At 71.1% G+C, this 18,147-nt stretch carries 15 protein-coding genes; 8 read left to right on the top strand and 7 right to left on the bottom strand.

Features of this window, described 5'->3' with window-relative positions:
• Window positions 1-76: 76 nt before the first annotated feature.
• A complete protein-coding gene (locus tag F1C12_RS16380; protein WP_185275953.1) occupies window positions 77-976 on the bottom strand; it encodes an SDR family NAD(P)-dependent oxidoreductase in 900 nt (299 codons plus the stop codon).
• 7 nt (window positions 977-983) lie between these two features.
• Window positions 984-1,760, bottom strand: coding sequence for a DNA alkylation repair protein (locus tag F1C12_RS16375; RefSeq protein WP_185275952.1), 777 nt, complete (start codon window positions 1,758-1,760; stop codon window positions 984-986).
• A gap of 284 nt (window positions 1,761-2,044) precedes the next feature.
• Here F1C12_RS16375 and F1C12_RS22845 point away from each other — a divergent pair, with 284 nt between their 5' ends.
• The 5 genes from F1C12_RS22845 (at window position 2,045) to F1C12_RS16350 (ending at window position 9,943) form a co-directional block, all read left to right on the top strand.
• A complete protein-coding gene (locus F1C12_RS22845) occupies window positions 2,045-3,691 on the top strand; it encodes a sigma-70 family RNA polymerase sigma factor (protein WP_185275951.1) in 1,647 nt (548 codons plus the stop codon).
• 73 nt (window positions 3,692-3,764) lie between these two features.
• On the top strand, window positions 3,765-6,863 hold the full coding sequence (locus F1C12_RS16365; RefSeq protein WP_185275950.1) for an isopeptide-forming domain-containing fimbrial protein: 3,099 nt from the start codon (window positions 3,765-3,767) through the stop codon (window positions 6,861-6,863).
• Window positions 6,864-6,907: 44 nt separating this feature from the next.
• Window positions 6,908-8,401 carry a SpaH/EbpB family LPXTG-anchored major pilin gene (locus F1C12_RS16360; protein ID WP_185275949.1) on the top strand — a complete coding sequence of 498 codons (1,494 nt, stop codon included), beginning with the start codon at window positions 6,908-6,910 and terminating at the stop codon, window positions 8,399-8,401.
• Window positions 8,398-9,291 (top strand): class C sortase, encoded by an 894-nt coding sequence (locus tag F1C12_RS16355; RefSeq protein ID WP_185275948.1) that lies wholly within the window; start codon window positions 8,398-8,400, stop codon window positions 9,289-9,291. Before F1C12_RS16360 ends, F1C12_RS16355 begins: the two co-directional genes overlap by 4 nt.
• Window positions 9,284-9,943, top strand: a complete 660-nt coding sequence (locus tag F1C12_RS16350; protein ID WP_258045948.1) for a class F sortase — start codon at window positions 9,284-9,286, stop codon at window positions 9,941-9,943. The genes F1C12_RS16355 and F1C12_RS16350 overlap by 8 nt, the downstream gene beginning before the upstream one ends.
• On the opposite strand, the gene F1C12_RS16345 is transcribed toward F1C12_RS16350, so the two are convergent.
• Window positions 9,927-10,127: a hypothetical protein gene (locus F1C12_RS16345; protein ID WP_185275947.1), complete on the bottom strand. Its 201-nt coding sequence runs from the start codon at window positions 10,125-10,127 to the stop codon at window positions 9,927-9,929. The two genes, F1C12_RS16350 and F1C12_RS16345, sit on opposite strands and share 17 nt — an antisense overlap.
• A 164-nt stretch (window positions 10,128-10,291) precedes the next feature.
• On the opposite strand from F1C12_RS16345, the gene F1C12_RS16340 reads away from it, so the two are divergent.
• The 3 genes from F1C12_RS16340 to F1C12_RS16330 all read left to right on the top strand — a co-directional run bounded on the left by F1C12_RS16340 (window position 10,292) and on the right by F1C12_RS16330 (window position 13,619).
• Entirely contained in the window at window positions 10,292-11,737 is a 1,446-nt protein-coding gene (locus F1C12_RS16340; protein ID WP_185275946.1) for a DUF6421 family protein, read from the top strand.
• Between the two features lie 80 nt (window positions 11,738-11,817).
• Window positions 11,818-12,459, top strand: a complete 642-nt coding sequence (locus F1C12_RS16335) for an SDR family NAD(P)-dependent oxidoreductase (protein ID WP_308458012.1) — start codon at window positions 11,818-11,820, stop codon at window positions 12,457-12,459.
• A gap of 89 nt (window positions 12,460-12,548) precedes the next feature.
• Window positions 12,549-13,619: a threonine aldolase family protein gene (locus tag F1C12_RS16330; protein WP_185275945.1), complete on the top strand. Its 1,071-nt coding sequence runs from the start codon at window positions 12,549-12,551 to the stop codon at window positions 13,617-13,619.
• 207 nt (window positions 13,620-13,826) lie between these two features.
• Here the strand turns inward: F1C12_RS16330 and F1C12_RS16325 are convergent, their stop codons facing one another.
• The 4 genes from F1C12_RS16325 to F1C12_RS16310 are packed head-to-tail and all read right to left on the bottom strand — an operon-like array spanning window position 13,827 to window position 18,037.
• Window positions 13,827-14,810, bottom strand: coding sequence for a glycoside hydrolase family 43 protein (locus F1C12_RS16325; protein WP_185275944.1), 984 nt, complete (start codon window positions 14,808-14,810; stop codon window positions 13,827-13,829).
• Complete coding sequence (locus tag F1C12_RS16320) at window positions 14,807-15,724, bottom strand: carbohydrate ABC transporter permease (RefSeq protein ID WP_185275943.1); 918 nt, start codon at window positions 15,722-15,724, stop codon at window positions 14,807-14,809. The genes F1C12_RS16325 and F1C12_RS16320 overlap by 4 nt, the downstream gene beginning before the upstream one ends.
• Window positions 15,721-16,734, bottom strand: coding sequence for a carbohydrate ABC transporter permease (locus F1C12_RS16315; RefSeq protein ID WP_185275942.1), 1,014 nt, complete (start codon window positions 16,732-16,734; stop codon window positions 15,721-15,723). The genes F1C12_RS16320 and F1C12_RS16315 overlap by 4 nt, the downstream gene beginning before the upstream one ends.
• Entirely contained in the window at window positions 16,724-18,037 is a 1,314-nt protein-coding gene (locus F1C12_RS16310; RefSeq protein WP_185275941.1) for an ABC transporter substrate-binding protein, read from the bottom strand. Before F1C12_RS16310 ends, F1C12_RS16315 begins: the two co-directional genes overlap by 11 nt.
• Window positions 18,038-18,147 lie beyond the last annotated feature (110 nt).

The raw sequence follows: 18,147 nt of genomic DNA, 5'->3' as shown, positions 1-18,147 counted from the left end.
CCGGCATCCGGCTGCACGGATATCCATGTCCTGCCGCCGGAACTGCATGGATCGTCAAGTCGACTGCGGCCGGCGGTCAGCGTCCGGTGAACTCGTCCATCGAGCTGTAGACGCCGAACAGCCGTCCGGCCAGGGCGTCCCACGCGCGGGTCGGGAGGACGCCCTTCAGCGTCTTCGCGAGCCCCACCGACCACGGCAGCAGCAGGACCGGCTTGCCCGCGAGCATCGCCCGCCAGACCCGGTCGACCACGTACTCCGGGGTGAGGATCGGGGTGAGCAGCGGCCCGCGGGCGCCCTCGAACATCCCGGTGTCGATGTAGCTCGGCGCGACGGTCGTGACCTTCACGTGGCCGTAGCCCTGCTGCTCGAGCTCGAGGCGGAGGCTGTCGCTCCAGTTGATGACGGCGGACTTGCTCGCCGCGTAGACGCTCATGCGCGGGTTGGCGAGGGTGCCGGCCGCCGACGCGATGTTGACGATGCGCGCCTCGCGGGGGCTCGAGATCATGCCGGGCAGGAACTCCCGCGTCGTGTACATCGGCGCCAGCGCGTTGACCTGCATGGTCGCGCGGGTGTCGTCGCCGTTGTCGTGCTCCCAGAAGAACTTGCCGCGCACGATCCCCGCGTTGTTGACGAGCACGTCGACGCCGTCGAGCTCCTTGCGGACCGACTGGGCCGCCTGGGCGATCCCGCCGAGCTCGCGGAGGTCGACGACGTACGGGTGGATGCTGGTGCCGGCGTTCCGCGAGCCGGTCGCCGAGCTCGGCGAACCGGCCGGAGCGCCCCACGCGGTGACGGTGCGGCCCGCGAGCACTTCGCCGCGCAGGCGATCGGTGAGGCGGGTGAGGCCGGCCTCGTCGCGATCCCACAGCACGACGGCCTTGGCGCCCTCCCGGACGGCGCGCTCCGCGTAGAGGAGGCCCATGCCGGAGGCCGCGCCGGTGATCAGGACGCGTGCGCCTCGAACCGTTCTCGCCATTCGTCCATCATCCCAGGCCTGCGGCGCGCCGGGGTCGGCGGGGCAGCGCCCGGTACGCCGCCCGGGTCGCTGCGTCGAGGTGCTCGGTCGCGTAGGCGAGCATCGTGCGCGGCATCCGCGCGGCGTGCTCGTCCAGGAAGCCGACCAGCAGCGCGCGGTCGACCCGCTTGCCGGTCTCGCGCAGCATCCACCCGACGGCCTTGTGCATGAGGTCCTCCGGATCGTCCAGCAGCCGGGCCGCGAGCTCTAGCGTCGTGGAGGCGTCGCCCGCCTTCAAGAAGGCGAAGGTGGAGAGCACGGCCACCCGGCGCTCCCACAGCACCGGGCTGGCGGCGAGCTCGTCCAGCAGCCCCCGCGGGCGGTCGAGGAGGAACGCGCCGAGCACGTACTCGGCGGACGCGTCCACGAGGTCCCAGTTGTTCACGCGGCCGTCGCGCACCGCCCGGACGTAGAAACCGGCCAGCCGCTCCCGCTCGGCGTCGTCGCGGGTGCGGGCGGCGCTCGCCCGGGCGAAGGCGGCGTTCAGGACGATGAGCCCGGCCAGCCTGTGCTCGTGGACGGGGCTGTCCAGCAGCGCACGGACCTCCGGCAGCGGCAGGCCGGCGAACCGCTTCGCGACCGCGCGGGTCTGCGGCACGCGCACGCCGATGAAGAGATCGCCCTCGCCGTACTCGCCGGGCCCGGTCTTGAAGAAGCGCTGCAGGAAGACGGCGTCGGCCGGATCGGCGACCGCGGCGAGCGCGTCCTGGACGTCGAGGGCCGTCGGGCCACTCTGCGTCGTCATGAGAGAACCCCGTCCACGAGAGAACTCTAGGCCGCTGGTTCGCGGGGTGTCCGGCTATCCCGAATGTGCGGACACCCCGCGAGCAGCCTCCCCACGGGGCTGCGCCGGCCGGCAGGGAGCCGGGCCGGCAGTGTGAGAGAGCGGCTCGGCCGCCATCCATGACGCGGACGGCCCTGGATCACCCCACACGTCGGGTTTCGTCATGGAATGGCCGTCCGGCGCTCTCTCCAGCGCGCAGTCGTCTCCTTCCCGGAGACGCCCACCAGTCCCGACCTGGAGAGCCCGTGTCCCGTCCCGCCGCCCGCAAGGGCGCCCCTGATGCCCTGTCCGACAGCCAGCTCGTCGATCGCACCCGCGACGGCGACGAGCGGGCGTACGCGGAGCTGTGGCAGCGCCACTATCGCGCCGGCGTGACCGTCGCCCGCGCGTACACGGCGGCTTTCGACCCGGACGACCTGGTGTCGGAGGCGTTCACGCGGATGTTCGCGGCGATCACGGACGGCGGCGGACCCACCTCCGGCTTCCGGCCCTACCTGTTCACGGTGATCCGGAACACGGCGGCGAGCTGGGGGCGGCGCGCTGCGCGCGAGATCGCGATCGAGCACGCCGAGGAGATCGAGGACCTGCGGTTCACCGAGGCCAGCCGACTGGCCGAGCTGGACCGTTCGCTCGCTGCCCGGGCGTTCCGCGCCCTCCCGCCGCGGTGGCAGGAGGTGCTCTGGTACACGGAGGTCGAGGCGCTGCCGCCGCGCGAGGTCGCGCCGCTGCTCGGGATGAAGGCGAACTCCGTGGCGGCGCTGGCCGTACGGGCGCGGGAGGGCCTTCGCGCCTCCTGGATCCAGGCCCACCTGGCGACGGTGCGGGAGGACTCGGAGTGCCGCTGGGCGATCGAGCACCTGGGCGCCGGCCTCCGCAAGCGCCTGTCGGCGAGCGTGCGCCGCCGCCTGGACGACCACCTCGCGGGCTGCGGGGACTGCCGCCTCGTCGCAGCGGAGGCCGTGGAGGTGAACCGGCGCCTCGGCTTCGTGCTCCTGCCGCTCGCCGCGGGGATCGGGGGCGCGGCGGCGTACGCGAGCGGGACGGCGAACGGCGGGGCGGCCGCGGCGAGCGCCGCCGAGCCGGGCGCGGGATCGGCAGGAACCGGGTCGCGCGCGTGGGACTCGACGGCCTGGAGGTCGACGGCGGTCGTGGCGTCGGCCGTCGTCGCGGCGACCTCCCTCGTCGCGGTAGCGCTCGGCGTCGCGCCCCGCGAGACGGTGTCGGCGCCGGTCGCGGGCAGCGCTGCGCACTCGGCTGCCGCCGCACCGGGCGATGCCGGCGGTGCGGCTCCGGCGCCCGTTCCCGTCGGCCCTCCAGCGGAGCCGGATCCCGCTCCGCCCGCGACTCCCGACGACACCACGGGTGCTGCCGTGTCCACTCAGCCGGATGCCGACCGGGTCCCCACGACGACCGTGACACCGACAGCGACGCCGACCGCGAGTCCGACGCCGACCGCGAGTCCGACGCCAACCGCGAGTCCGACGCCGACTCCCACTCCGACCCCGACGCCGACACCTCCCGCCGCGCCGCCCCTGCCCGCACCGGCGATCCTGACCCCGTCGACCACGATCCGCTCGCGGCACGCCACCGTCTCCGGTACGGCGCTCCCCGGCAGCAGCGTCGCGGTCGCCCTTCTCGGCGCCTCCGGAACAGCACAGGCGCACGCGAGCGGGACCACGACGTCGGCCGGGATGTGGTCCGTCACCCTCGACCTCTCCGCGCTGCCGGACGGGGACTACACCCTCACCGCCGTCGCGTCCGACGGCAGCGGCACGAGTGCGCCCGCCACCTCCCCCGTCGCTCTCGATCGCGCGCACGCACACGGCAGACAGCAGGGTCAGCGAACTCACAGGACGGGACGCGTCACACCCGGGGGTGAAATCGCTCCTTAACTTCGAACCAGTCGCGAGCCCTCGACTCGCGCCCGCTGGTCCGCACCCGAAGACCCGACTCGGAGGACCCGAAGTGCTCGCATCCCCCCTGCGCCCCGCCGCGCGCCGGCCTGCCGCGCGCCGTCTCGCCGCGCTCGTCGCCGCCCTCCTGGTGTGCCCGGTCGCACTGCTGGCGGGAGGCCCGGCACTCGCGGCGGGAGCCACCGCCAGCCTGTCCGTGACGATCACGCCCGCGACGACCCCCATCCCGTCCGGCGCGACCGCGCAGTGGACCGTGAACTACCAGTGCTCATCGGTCGACCCCTCCGTCACCTCCTGCGCCAACGCGCAGATCGCCATCGCCGTCGCCAAGCGCTCCCCTCAGGACAACGCGGTGACCTGCACCGTCGGCGGCTCGACGGGGAACGGCGACTTCGCCCCCACCGCGAACGGGTTCGCCGGCACCGGGACGGGCAGCAGCATCCCGGTCGGGGCATCCGGCCAGCTCACCTTCGCGTGCAAGACCGCGAACGGCACCACGCCCGATCAGTCGACGCTCACGGCGACGGCCACGTTCAGCTCCAGCTCGGCCGCCGCCCCTGCGACGGCCACGGCGGCGCCGATCACGATCACGGCCAAGCCCGCGATGAGCGTCACCAAGGTCCTCCTCGGCGCATCCGTGCTCGACGGCGTGACGGCTTACCAGCTCACCGGCGACTACACGAAGTTCGTCCCGGGCAACGGATTCTGGGACACCAGCAACCCGGTGCTGGTGGACACGCTCCCGGCCGGCGCCGTGTTCGTGGCCGCCTCCAGCGGAGGCGTCTACAACGCGGCCGCCAACACGATCACCTGGCCGTCGAGCGCCGCCGCCGACAACTGCTGCGGCCCGGACATCAGCGTCACGGTGCAGGTCCGCTACCCGTCCAGCACGTTCGGACCGACCAACACGGTGACCAACACCGCGACGTTCACCGCGACCACCGTCACCGACCCCTCGACCGTGTCGGCGACCGCGAGCGTCAGCCACACCTTCGCGAACAACCCGGTCTCCTCCGGCGCGTTCTCCAAAACGGTGGTGCCGAACAGCACGAGCGCCGGCGCGATCTTCAAGACCGCGAACTTCCACTGGAACCTCCAGATCGCGAACACCGGCAACGTGCCGATCGGCGGCACGCTCTACGACTACGCCCCGTGCGGCAGCGCACCGCTGAACAACTCCGTGCCGCAGAGCTGCACGACTCCCGGTTTCACCGCGAGCGAGTTCGAGAACGTCCCGCAGGGGTCGGTGTTCACCTTCTACCTCGCCGACGGGACGACGCAGACCGTGACCAAGTCGACGGACGGCTCGGTCCCCTACCCGGTCCCCGCGGGCTGGCTGATCGGCGGCTACGCGATCGCGCTCCCGCCGGGAGCGGTCAACCCCTCGTCGACCCTCATCATCAACGTGGACGGCAAACTCACCGCCGGCGACGCCTACACCCCGACGACCCAGACGAACTGCGCGCAGTGGTCGCTGACGAACGCGCCGCCGACGACCCTGACGAACATCGGCGACACGGACAAGTCGTGCGCCGTGGCGTACTTCGAGGACGCGGCGGCGGACGTGATCATCGCGAAGTCCTACACCGGAGGGCCGAACGCACTGGTCTCCGGTCAGATCGCGCCCTGGAGGCTCCTGGTCTCGAACAAGGGCGCCGCCGGCGACGCGCACTATCTCGACGTCCCGGTCCACGTCACGGACACCCTGCCCGCAGGGGTGAGCTACGTGCCCGGCAGCGCGGTTGTGACCAGCACGGCGGGCGGACTCGCCTACGCCGCCGCCTTCACGACGGCGGACATGACCGTCAGCCAGAGCGGGCAGACGCTGACCTTCACCTTCCCGCCGGGGAGCGTCCTGAACCGGCAGCAGGCCTTCACGATCCAGCTCGACACGGTGGTGAACCCGGGAGTGGGCGCGTCCACGCAGACCAACACGGCCAGCGTGTGGGACGACGCCGACCCGGCGTGGGCTCCGAGCCCGAACACGGGCACGACCTCCACCGCCTCGTTCGCCACCGGGACGTCGGCGCAGGCCGGCGCGCAGAAGGAGGTCGAGGGGCAGTACGACAGCCGGTTCCTGTTCTCCGTGCCCGGCGCTCCGGCCATCGGCACCTCGCCGGCGGGCGGAACGTCGCAGTGGCGGCTGAACATCGGCTCGCTGGGCTCGACGCCGATCACCGGGCTGGTGGTCTACGACGTCTTCCCGTCCGTCGGAGACACGGGCGTGTCCGGCGGGCAGAGCGGCGTGGCCCGCGGCTCCCAGTTCCAGCCGACGCTCGCGCGCGCACTGACGCTGCCGACCGGGGTGACCGCGACCTACTCCCTCAGCGCGAACCCGTGCCGACCCGAGGTCTACCCGAACCAGCCCGCGGGCTGCGGGCCGACCTGGCTCACCGCCGCGCAGGTGACGGACTGGACGCAGGTGCGCGCGGTCCGCATCGACGCGACGGCGCTGACGTTCCAGCCGGGTCAGACGGTGGAGGTCGACTACGCCATGAAGCTGCCGGCGTCGGCCGCCCCGGGCCAGGTCGCCTGGAACTCGCTCGCGTACGCGGCCTCCAGCCCGAGCGGCCCCCTGCTCCCGGCGGAGCCGGTGAAAGTCGGCATCCGGGTCGCGACGCCGCCGAGTGTCGCGATCGTCAAGACCGACGCCGCAGGGAACCATGCGCCGACCGCCGCCACCGCGGTGACGCTCGACGCGACGAAGACGACCGGCCTCACCTTCGCCGTGACGAACACCGGAGGCGAGCCGCTGCAGAACGTCACAGTGAGCGACGCGATCGTCGCGGGCTCGGCCACCGTCGCGGGGCTGAGCTGCGCCTTCCCGGACGGTTCGACCGGCACGCAGTGGAGCGGTCCGCTGGCGGTCGGCGCGAGCGTCCACTGCACCGCGACGCTGGGCGCCCTCGGCTTCGATGCGGTCCACGCCGACGCCGCGAAGGTGGCGGCCACCGGTGCGCTCAGCGGCACCCCGGTCTCCGCCGTCGACCAGTACCACGCCCGGACGCCGGACGCCCCGGCGATCGTCCTGCCCCTCACCGGAGGCGTCGGCACCGATGTCGTCGCCGTTGCAGCCATCGCGGCGTTCACCGTGGCGGCCGCGCTGGCCGCGTGGCAGCTCCGGCGCCGGCTGCGCAGACTCCCGCGCTGACCACCAGCTCCTCTCCTCCACCCGAACACAGAACAGGAACCTCCATGGCCATCACAAGAAGACGCGCCATCACGAGAAGACCGGCCGCAGCGATCGGCATCGGCGCCCTCGTCCTGCTGGGCGCTGCAGCCTTCGCCGCACCCGCGAACGCGGACACCACCGGCGGCAACGCGCCGGCCGGTCCGTACACCCTGACCATCACGAAACTCCAGAATCCGGCAGGCGGCGGGACGCCGGCCGACGGCACCCCGCAGACCAGCAGCCTCCCGCCGATCCCGGGCGTCGTGTTCAGCGTCGCACCTGTGAACGGCGTCGACCTGACCAGCCCGGCGGGATGGACGACCGCGGCCGGCCTGACGGTGAACGCCGCCGGCCAGGTCGTCGGCGGGGGCACCACCTACACGACCGGCGCCGCGACCGCGCTCCCGGCGACCGGCGCAACGGGAGTCACGACGTACTCGACCTCCACCGCTGCCGTCTACGAGGTCACCGAGACGAGCGCTCCGGCCGGCACGGAGCTCGGCGCCCCGTTCCTGGTGACGCTTCCGCTGCCGCAGAGCGGGAACTGGCTGACGGACGTGTCCGTCTACCCGAAGAACACCGTGCAGGGCGCACCGGTCAAGACGGTCGACGACGCCGGCGCGTACGGCGTCGGCTCCTCCGTCACCTGGAGCGTGGAGTCCACCGTCCCGAACCAGGTGGCGGGGGATGCCTTCACCCGGTACTCGCTGGCCGACCCGCTGGACGCGCGGCTGACCCCGCCGGCCGCGGCGTCGGTCGCGGTCTCCCTCGCCTCCCCGACCGGCGCCGCCATCGCACTGCCGGCGACGGACTACACCGTCAGCGTGGCGGGCCAGACCGTGATGGTGGACTTCACCGCCTCCGGCCTCGCCCTGCTGACGGCGAACCCGGGCGCGGTCGTCACCGCGGCGTTCCCGACCGTCGTCAACGCCGTCGGCGGCGGGACGATCCAGAACATCGCGAACCAGACGATCTCGACGCAGTCGGGCTCGACCACGACCACGCCGTCCGACATGGTGCAGGAGACCTGGGGCGACGTGACCCTCCACAAGGTCGACCCGAACGGGAAGGCCCTGGCCGGCGCGCAGTTCCAGGTGTTCAGCTCGAAGTCCGACGCGCAGAGCCTGAGCGACCCGGTCGCGGTGGGCGGGGCGACCACCTTCACCTCCGACGCCTCGGGCGACGTCGCGATCGACGGACTCAAGGCGCAGAACGACGGCGCCGGGGCGGACCTGAGCTACTACATCGTCGAGACGCAGGCACCGGCGGGCTACGTGATCGCACCGGCCTTCGCGCAGTCGGCCGGAGGTTACGCGCAGACGGTGGCCCCCGGCTCCAGCGCGAACGCGACCGTGACGGTAACCGACCCGCAGGCCCCGCCTATCGCGCTGCCGCTGACGGGCTCCACCGGGACCGCGGTCTTCGTCGGCGGTGGCCTCGCGCTGGCCGCCCTCGCGGTCGCCGCGGCCGTCCTCGTGGTTCGCCGCCGTGCCAGCGAGGAGGAGCCGGCCGCGTGAGCGCAGCACAGCAGCGGAGGGCCGCCGCCGAGGGACGGTGGCGGCTCTCCGCCCTGTCGGTGGCGGTCACCGTGCTGTGTCTCCTGGGCGTGGGCGTCGCGCTCTACCCGGCGACCGCCAGCTGGTTCAGCGCGACCGAGGAGGCTGAGCGGATCGCCCAGTACGGCGACGCCGTGACGGCCATCGGTCCCGCCAGCCGCCTGGAGGCGCTGAAGGAGGCCGAGGCCTACAACTCCGCACTGACCGGCGGCGGCGCCGTGAAGGCGAACGAGCGCCTCCCCGTCGGCACGGCCTCCGCGCTGCCGCAGGGCTTCGACTACGACCGCCTGCTCGCCGCGAACGCGTACGGCCTGATGGGCCGCATCGTCATCCCGTCCATCGGCGTCGACCTCCCGATCCTCCACGGCACCAGCGACCCGACGCTCGCGGAGGGCGTCGGACATCTGGAGGGGACCTCGCTCCCGGTCGGCGGCCTCGGCACGCACGCCGTTCTCGCCGGCCATCGCGGGCTCGCCTCGGCGACGCTGTTCACGAACCTCGACAGGGTGCGCGATGGCGACACCTTCACGCTCTACGTCTTCGGCGAGACGCTGACCTACCGCGTCTCCAGCATCGCGGTGGTGGACCCGGACCAGACCACGACGCTCGACCCGGTGCCGGGAAAGGATCTCGTGACCCTCGTGACCTGCACACCGCTCGGCATCAACAGCCAGCGCATCCTCGTCACCGGAGAGCGCGTGACGCCGACTCCGAAGGTCGCGGTGACCGAGGGTCGTGAGCCGGCGGCCGGGCCCGGGTTCCCCTGGTGGGCCGCCGGTTTCGCGGGCGCGGTCGTCGCGGGCGGCGGGTACATCGGGTGGTCGGGCCGCAGCCGGGCGCCCCGTGGCTAGGCGCGCGCGCACCCGCCGCCGGCCCGGCGCCGCGCGCATCGCGATCGCGGGGGTGCTGTGCGCCGTCGCGATCGTCGCCGGCGCCCTCACGGTGTCGTCATACCTCGGCGGCGACCAGCCGAGGGACATGCGCGGGAATCCCGTCGACCTCCCCGCCCCGTCGGAGGCCGTGCGGCGGAGGACCGAGGCCGTCGCCCAGGTGCACGGGATGACGCTGCGCGTGCCCTCCGCCGGCCTCGCCGTTCCGCTGGGCGAGCTGAACGAGGTGGACGGCGTCATCGACCCGCCCGGATTCTCGTCGGCGTATCTGGTGCGCAATTACGGCGCGCAGCTCGCGCATGCCGGCAGCGGGACCGTGTTCGTGGTGATGCACTCGTGCCGCGGCGGAGCGGTGTGCCCTGGGAACTTCCTCACCGATCTGACGGCGGGGACGGCGTCCGTCCGGGTCGGCGCCGATGTCTTCGTGGGCGGCCTCCACTACCGGGTCACCGGTTCGGAGACGGTCCACAAGCCGGACGTCCACGCCGATGCGGCACTCTGGGCGAACGCGCCCGGGCGGCTCGTGCTGCTGACCTGCCTCCAGACACCCGCCCAGACCGCGTCGGTGGCCAATCTGGTCATCTCGGCGCAGCTGGTCACGACGGCAGGCTGACCGTCCCGCCGCCGAAGCGCGCCACCCACTCGGCGTAGGTGTGGTCCTCGCCGATGGGGCAGTCGCAGGAGATGCGGACCCACTCACCCGACCGGGCGGCGAGGATGCGCTCGACATGCGGGACGGCGGAGTTCGTGTGCTCGTTCATGATCATGATGAAGAGAGCGAGACGGCGGCCGAGCATGACGAGACGATGGTTTCGTGCGCCATCCGCCCACTGCGCGCAGCTTTCCGTCGAAACTGTCAAGAAATCGTCCGGACTTCGCGGTTAGGCTCGGATCAGAGCGCCCACTCGGCGCTCCATCGCAGTGCCGCGAGCGCGGCCGATCGTACGACGGGAGGTTCGTCATGTCTCAATTCGTCCCGCAGTTCACTGCAGGAGCCATTGTCGGGGAGCCCGAGGTCGTCGAGGACGCCCGTCCGGTGCGCGAGGTCGCGACGCATCCCGCGTGGCTGCGGCTGAAGGGGGCGGCGACCGCCCTCCAGGCGCTGCAGGTCAAGGACGGCTCGGTCGAGCAGGAGTCCGACAAGCCCGCGGCCGCGGAGCTCACAGCCACGATCGTCGACGCCGTCGACGAGCTCGCCCCCTTCTTCCCGCATGACGCCGACTACCTCGCGGCGCTCCGCCACGACTTCGGCCGCTGGGCGGACGAGGGCTTCGGCGTGCCCGACTTCCTGGACGCGCTGAACGCGTTCCAGCCGCAGCAGCACCGCGTCGACGGCCTCGGCCACCTGGTCGTGTTCCCGATGTACACGCAGAACGGCAGCACGAACCGGTTCGTGGAGGCCGTGCTGGTCGAGGTGATCTGGCCCGACTTCATCGCGGCGCTGGAGGCCGGCGACTACGGCAACAAGCTGTTCGTCGCGCTCCGCTTCGTGGACTTCACGCCCGGCTACGACACCAACTCGGCCGTGCTGTTCCCGGAGACCGTCGCGATGCGCGAGATCCCCTCGTTCACGTGGGGTGCGATCTTTCAGGACCGGGAGGCCGCCCGCTACCGCCGGGTCGTGGCCGCCGCCGCACAGATAACGAAACTGGAGCTGCCGGAGGACGCCGCCCGGATGCTGGAGGACCAGCGGCTGACGGAGGAGACCTTCGTGATGTGGGACATCATCCACGACCGCTCCCACATGCGCGGCGACCTGCCCTTCGACCCGTTTATGATCAAGCAGCGGATGCCGTTCTTCCTCTATTCGCTGGAGGAATTGCGCTGCGACCTGACCGCGTTCCGCGAGTCCGTCCGCCTGGAACGTTCGCTGGGCGCCCTGCCGGAGGTCGAGCTGTCGGATGCGCAGAAGCAGATCCGTGACCACGCGAAACTGGTGCAGTACGCGGTGATCTTCGACCGGATCTTCCGGTTCGCGATCACCGGCAGCCGGATCCGCAACTACGACGGCCTCGGCGGGCAACTGCTCTTCGCCTGGCTGCACCAGCACAACGTGCTGCACTGGACCGACACCCAGCTCACCATCGACTGGGACGAGGTCCCCGATGTTGTGGTGGCTCTTTCGGATCGGATCAATGACCTGTACTGGCGCTCCATCGACCGGCCCAAGGTCGCGCACTGGCTCGCCGCCTACGACATGCTCACCCAAACCCTCACCCCGAACCCGGCGTCGGTGTGGGCACGGGGGCTGTCGGATGAGGTCCTCGCCGGTCCGCCGAAGGGATACACCGACGCCGTCCTGGACGACGAGTTCCCGCTCTCGATGTTCTACGAAGCGCTCAACAAGAAGATGACCGCCGTCATCGAGTCCACCTCCGGGATCACCGGGACGACGGACGAGGCGTGACGGATCACGGAGGTTCGGAGTCGGCGCGGTTCTCACCCGAAGGGACCGCGCCGACTCCGGCGACTGACGCCGCCGGGGCCCTGAACGGGCGCCTCGTGCTGATCGCCGGCGCGACCAGCGCGTCCGGCGAGGCCGTCGCGCGCTCGCTCAGCGACGCAGGCGCGACCGTGCTCGCCGTCGGCACCCGGCAGGAGGCGCTGGACGCCCTGGCGGAGGCGGTCCCCGGCGTCGACACCCGCGTCTGCGACCTCGCGGACCGCGACGCGGTGGCCGAGCTGGCGATGCGCATCCACCTCAAGTTCGGCCGGATCGACGGTCTGGTGCACCTGGTCGGCGGCTGGCGCGGCGGTGGCGGGATCGCCGGGCAGAGCGACGCGGACTGGGACTTCCTGGAGCGCGGCTTCCAGACCCTGCGCAACACGACGCGGGTGTTCTACGACGACCTGGTGGCCTCCCCCGCCGGCCGGCTGGCCGTCGTGTCCTCCACCGCGGTCGACAAGCCGTATGCCGGCGGCGCGAACTACGCCGCGGCCAAGGCGGCAGCCGACGCCTGGACGCGCGCCGTCGCGCAGGGCCTCGGCAAGGAGGCACCGCAGTCGGCCGCGGTCGTGTTCGTGGTCAAGACGCTGGCCGGGCTGGAAGCTCGCCTCGGCGACGAGGTCGTCGCCCTCTGGGACACCGACGCCGCGTCGATCAACGGGACGCGCATCCCGCTCCTCTGACATTCGTGCCGAATGTCCACTTTCGCGGCGCCATAAGGCACATTCGTGCCGAATCGGGGCCGCATCCTCAGCGAATCTAGGATGGAACAGTGACGCTTCAACTCCATGACCTCAACCTGCGCGGCTTCGCGTCGGACAACTACGCGGGTGTGCACCCGGAGATCCTCGACGCGATCGCGGCCGCCAACAACGGCCACCAGATCTCGTACGGCGAGGATGTCTACACCGAGCGCCTCCACGAGGTGTTCGCGGAGCACTTCGGCGCGGGCGTGCAGGTGTTCCCGGTGTTCAACGGCACCGGCGCCAATGTCGTCGGCCTGCAGTCGATGGTGCCGCGCTGGGGTGCGGTCATCTGCGCCAAGACCGCGCACATCAACACCGACGAGGCCGGAGCCCCCGAGAAGGTCGGCGGCCTCAAGCTGCTGACGATCGAGACCCCCGACGGCAAGCTGACCCCGGAGCTCATCGACCGGGAGGCCTGGGGCTGGGGCGACGAGCACCGCGCACAGCCGCTCGCGGTCTCCATCACGCAGACCACCGAACTCGGCACCGCGTACACCGTCGAGGAGATCCGCGCGATCGCCGAGCACGTGCACGCGCGCGGCATGAAGCTGCACATGGACGGCGCGCGCATCTCCAACGCCGCCGCCACGCTCGGCGTGCCGCTGAAGGAGTTCACCACCGACGCCGGCGTCGACGTGCTCAGCTTCGGCGGCACCAAGAACGGGATGCTCTACGGCGAGGCCGTCGTCGTCCTCAACCCGGCCGCGTCCGAGGGCCTGCTCTACCTCCGCAAGCTCAACATGCAGCTCGCCTCCAAGATGCGGTTCATCTCGGCGCAGCTCATCGCACTGCTGCACGACGACCTCTACCTGCGCTCGGCGTCGCACGCCAACGCGATGGCCTCCCGGCTGCGCGGCGCGCTGGAGGCCGGGATCGCCGACGGCAGCATCCAGGGCGTCGGCTTCAGCCAGGCGACCGAGGCGAACGGCGTCTTCGCGACCCTGCCGGCCGGGGTCGCGGACCGGCTGCGGCAGCACTTCCGGTTCTACGACTGGGATGCCGCCCGCCACGAGGTGCGCTGGATGTGCTCGTTCGACACCACCGAGCAGGACATCGACGACTTCGTCGCGGCGCTGATCGGCGAGCTGGCGGCCTGATCGGGCCGTCCCCCTCGAACTGGGGACAGACCGGGGTACAAGGTTGTCCTCCATTTGACCGACACATTTGGTAGTCTCTAAGAGTCGACGGAGGAACCCGAATAATCCTCCAGCGATAACCCCGAAACGCATGCCGGGCTGTGTGGAGTAACCCTAGTATCCACACCGCCCGGCATCGTGGGTTAACGGCGTCGTATCAGCCGAACCTCAGCCCTCGGCCGGGACCGGAACGCCGCCGCGCCAGGCCACCGGCACGGCGTGGAGGCCGCGGTAGACCGTCGCGTCGTCCCAGGAGTGGAACAGCATCCAGTCCCTGCCCTTGAACGTCACCAGGTCGGCGCCGCCCGGGCCGCGGTAGCGACCGCCGCTGCCCGTCGTCGACAGGATCGGGCCGTCGTGCTTCGCGTACGGGCCGAGCAGGCTGGAGGCCGTGGCCGCGCCGGTCGCGTAGGAGTCGCCGCCGTAGTCGTTGGCCGAGTACAGCAGCACGTAGGAGCCGCCGTGCTTCACGATCACCGGCGCCTCGACCAGCTGGCCCTCCCAGGGCTCGGTCTGCTTGATCAGCTTCGTCTCGGCTCCGACCAGCGCCGTGCCGTCGGAGGAGAGCTGCTGCACGTGGATCCAGGTGTCCAGCCCGCAGCAGTTGCCGTCGTTCTTCCACGCCAGGTACCGCGTGCCATCGTCCGCCGTGAACACACTCGCGTCGATCGCGCCGCCCTCGTCGACCGGGCATACCAGCGGGGTCGCCGACGGCGACGAGAACGGACCGGCCGGGTCGGAGGCGAACGCCGCTCCGATGCACTGCCGTCCGCTCGCCGTGTCGGTCGCGCTGAAGTAGAGGGCATAGCGTCCACCGGTCAGAGCCGCCGGGCCAGGAGCCCAGGTCTTGCCGGGGGTCGCCCACGACGGCAGCTCCGGAAGGGCGTCGGCGCCGCTCATCGTCCAGTGCCGCATATCGCTGCTGGACGCGAGCTGCACGTTCATCCCCGGCGCGTTCGTCGCGTAGACGAAGACCCGGTCGCCGACGACGAGCGCGCCGGGGTCGGGGAAGTCGCGGTCGAGCTGGAACGCGGCCAGGGTGGGCGCCGGGCTCGGCCCGGCGGCGCCCGCGGCGCATCCCGTCAGCGCCCCGAGCGCGAACGCGGCGGCGAGCGCCGTGCCCGCCGCCGCGCCGACCTGTCTGCGGCTCACCCCTTGACCCCGCTGGTCGCGACGCTCTCCACGATCTGCCGCTGAGCGAAGAAGAACAGGATGAGCACAGGGACCGACGCCACGACCGCGCCCGCCATCACGATCGCGAAGTGCGTCGAGTACGCGCCCTGGAGCTGCGAGAGCCCGGGCTGCAGCGTCAGGTTCTCCGGGCTCAGCAGCACGTACACCGGCCAGAGGAAGTCGTTCCAGTTGGCGAGGAAGCTCAGCACCGCGAGCGTGGCGAGCGCCGGCCGCGCCAGCGGGATGACGATCTGCAGGAAGATCCGGAGGTCCCCCGCGCCGTCGATGCGCGCGGCCTCCTCGATCTCCGCCGGCAGCCCGACGAAGAACTGCCGCAGGAAGAACACCCCGAACGCGCTCGCGGCCCCCGGGATGGTGATCGCCCAGATGGAGTCGAGCCAGCCCAGGTTCTGCACGATGAGGTAGTTCGGGATGAGGAAGATGACCGGCGGCACGAGCAGCGTCGCCACGATCAGGCCGAACACGATCCGCTTGCCCACGAACTCGAGCCGGGCGAGCGCGTACGCCGCGAGGGAGGCCGTGACCAGGATGATCACCGACTGCAGCGCCGCGGCCGCCAGGCTGTTGAGGAACCAGCGGAACACCGGCTGCTGCCCGTTGGCGATGGTCGAGTACGCGTCGAAGGAGAACGGGTTCGGAAGCGCCGAGTACGGGTTGCGGATGGCGTCGCCGTCGGTCTTGAACGACGTCAGCAGGATCCACACCAGCGGCAGCACCACGATGAGCGCGAGCACGATCAGGATCGCGTAGAGCACGCTCTTGCGGAGCGCCTGCTGCGGGGTCTGCTTGCGCCGCGCCGGGATGCGCCGGCCCGGCTCCTGCTCGTCGGGGGCGGGCCGGCCGGAGTCGGGGCGGGAGGTCACGGTCGTCATGAGGCGCTCTTCTCTGCCCGCTCCCGCTGGATGCGGAAGTTGACGATGCTGATGATGGCGAGGAAGGCGAACAGCACGTAGCTCATGGCCGACGCGGCCGCCATGTTGTTCTGCGACAGGCCCTGGTCGGCGATGTACATGATCGCGGTGCGGGTCGTGTTGCCCGGACCGCCCTTGGTGAGCAGGAACGACTGTCCGAACATGTTCGCGCTGGCGAGGATCGTGATGGTCACCACGAACGTCATCACCTGCCGGAGGCCGGGAAGGGTGACGCTGATGAACTGCCGGAACGCGCCGGCGCCGTCGAGCGCCGCGGCCTCGTAGAGGTCGGCGCTGATCCCCTTGAGCCCGGCCAGGATGATGACGGTGTTGAAGCCCATCGTCCACCAGACCGTGACGCCGACCAGCGTGATCCACGCCCACGGCACGTCGACGGTCCAGGGGAGGTTGTCGGGCAGGCCGATCATCCCGAGCACGTGGTTGACGATGCCCGACTGGGTGTCGAGCAGGTACTTCCAGATCACGCCGATGACCGCGACGCCCAGCACGTACGGGGCGAAGAAGATGGCGCGGAAGAACGAGCCGGCGCGGATGCGCTGGTTCAGCAGCACGGCGACCAGCAGCGGCACGAGCAGCAGGAACGGCACGCTCGCGACGGTGAAGATGCCGGTGGCGAGCATGGACTGCCAGAAGTCGCCGGAGGTCGCGCTGCCCGGGGTGAACAGCTCGATGTAGTTCTTGAGCCCGACGAACGACTGCGTCGCGCGGAACGGGCTCCAGTTGGTGAGGCTGATCCATAGGCCGAAGACGGCAGGCGCCAGCACGAACACCAGGAACAGCACCAGGAACGGCGCGAGGAACAGGTAGGCGACGCCCGTGCGACGGCGGCCGCCCGGCCGCCCGGCCGCAGCGCGTGCGGACCGGGTCGACCGGGCGGACCGTGCCGAACCGCGCGAGCGGGGCGCCCCGGTCTCCCGGGGCGCCACCAGCGAGTCGGTGTCAGTTGCCATACGTGTCTTTGTTCTGCTTGATCAGCGCGTTCGCCTTGGCGACGGCGTCGTCGAGCGCCTGCTGCGGGCTCTTCTTGCCGGTGATCGCCTCGTTCACCGCGGTGGTGATGGTGGCCTCCACGCTCGTGATGCCGGGTGCCGTGGCCTCGTAGTGTGCGTTGGGCAGCTCGTCCAGGAACGGCTTCAGGGCCGGGTAGTCCTTGACCAGCTTCGGGTCGTCGCGCACCGAGTTCTTGGCGGGCAGCTCTCCGGTCTTGGGCCAGTCGGCGGAGTTGTCGTTCATCCACTTGACGAACGTCGCGGCGGCCGCGGTCTTGTTCTTGTCCTGCCCCTTGTTGTTCATGAACATCCAGTGGGTGGAGCTCGACCAGACGGCCTTCTTGTCGCCGATCTGCGGCACGGCGACGGCCTGCCAGTTCAGCTTGCCGAACGCGGTGTTCGTGGTCTGCCAGACGCCGTTCCAGTTGAACGCCGTCTTGCCGGCGATGAGGGCGTTGATGTTGCCGTCCTGCGCGACGTTGGCCGGGCTGTAGCCGTTCTTGATGAGGTCGGTCATCCAGGTCAGCGCCTTGACGCCGGCCTCGGAGTTGAAGGTCGCCTTCGTCACCGGCTTGTCGAAGAGGTCGCCGCCGTACTGCCAGAGCAGGCTCTCGAACTCGAAGGTGCCGGTGAAGACGTAGCCGTCCACCCACTCGCCCTGCACGCCCGCCGTCTTGAGCTTGGCGAGTGCCGCCTCGTACGAGGTCTTGTCCGCGGGGATCGAGCTCGGGTCGACGCCGGCCTTCTGGAGGACGTCCTTGTTGACGTACAGGCCGAGCGGCGTGACGCTCCACGGCACCGCGTACTGGGAGCCGTTGTACTTGCCGGCGTCCATCAGGCCGGCGGGGAAGTCGCTCGCCGAGTAGCCGAGGGACTTGACGATCGAGTCGGCCTTCAACACGAGCCCCTGGGCCGCGTACGTGGCGATGTCGTCGCCGTGGCCGACCGCGACGTCCGGGCCCTTGCCGGCCTTGACCGCGAGCGGCATCTTCTGGCCGATGTCCGACCACTGCATCGGGACGTCCTTGACGACGATGTTCTTGTGCTCGGAGTTGAACTTGTCGATCATCTTCGGCACGAGGACGGGGGCGGCGCCGCCGGTCCAGCCGTTCCAGAAGCTGATGGTCACCTTCGGGCCGGTGTAGTCGCCCGAGGAGACCTCGGAGCCTCCCGACCCGCCGTTGCTACCGCACGCCGTCAGCGCGAGGCCGAGCCCCACCGTGACAGCGGCTGCGACCGCGCGCACCGCGAATCGCTTCTTCATGTGATCTCTCCCTTGAGTGCTCCCCGCAGCCGCTGAGATGCGGCGGTCTGTCCCGGGGAGGGCCGATGGTGTCTCTGCATGTTTACAGCGCTAGATATTTGCTGTCAAGC

Origin of the sequence: Leifsonia shinshuensis, assembly GCF_014217625.1 — a bacterium.
In the GTDB taxonomy this organism is placed as follows: Bacteria; Actinomycetota; Actinomycetes; order Actinomycetales; family Microbacteriaceae; genus Leifsonia; species Leifsonia shinshuensis_A.
This window is presented reverse-complemented; position numbering and strand designations above follow the sequence as displayed.

Coding starts and splice junctions, on each gene's coding strand:
- F1C12_RS16320 (WP_185275943.1), bottom strand. CDS start 15,724: ATGACGACCGTGACCTCCCGCCCCGACTCCGGCCGGCCCGCCCCCGAC.
- F1C12_RS16340 (WP_185275946.1), top strand. CDS start 10,292: ATGTCTCAATTCGTCCCGCAGTTCACTGCAGGAGCCATTGTCGGGGAG.
- F1C12_RS16310 (WP_185275941.1), bottom strand. CDS start 18,037: ATGAAGAAGCGATTCGCGGTGCGCGCGGTCGCAGCCGCTGTCACGGTG.
- F1C12_RS16360 (WP_185275949.1), top strand. CDS start 6,908: ATGGCCATCACAAGAAGACGCGCCATCACGAGAAGACCGGCCGCAGCG.
- F1C12_RS16375 (WP_185275952.1), bottom strand. CDS start 1,760: ATGACGACGCAGAGTGGCCCGACGGCCCTCGACGTCCAGGACGCGCTC.
- F1C12_RS16380 (WP_185275953.1), bottom strand. CDS start 976: ATGGCGAGAACGGTTCGAGGCGCACGCGTCCTGATCACCGGCGCGGCC.
- F1C12_RS16315 (WP_185275942.1), bottom strand. CDS start 16,734: ATGGCAACTGACACCGACTCGCTGGTGGCGCCCCGGGAGACCGGGGCG.
- F1C12_RS16345 (WP_185275947.1), bottom strand. CDS start 10,127: ATGCTCGGCCGCCGTCTCGCTCTCTTCATCATGATCATGAACGAGCAC.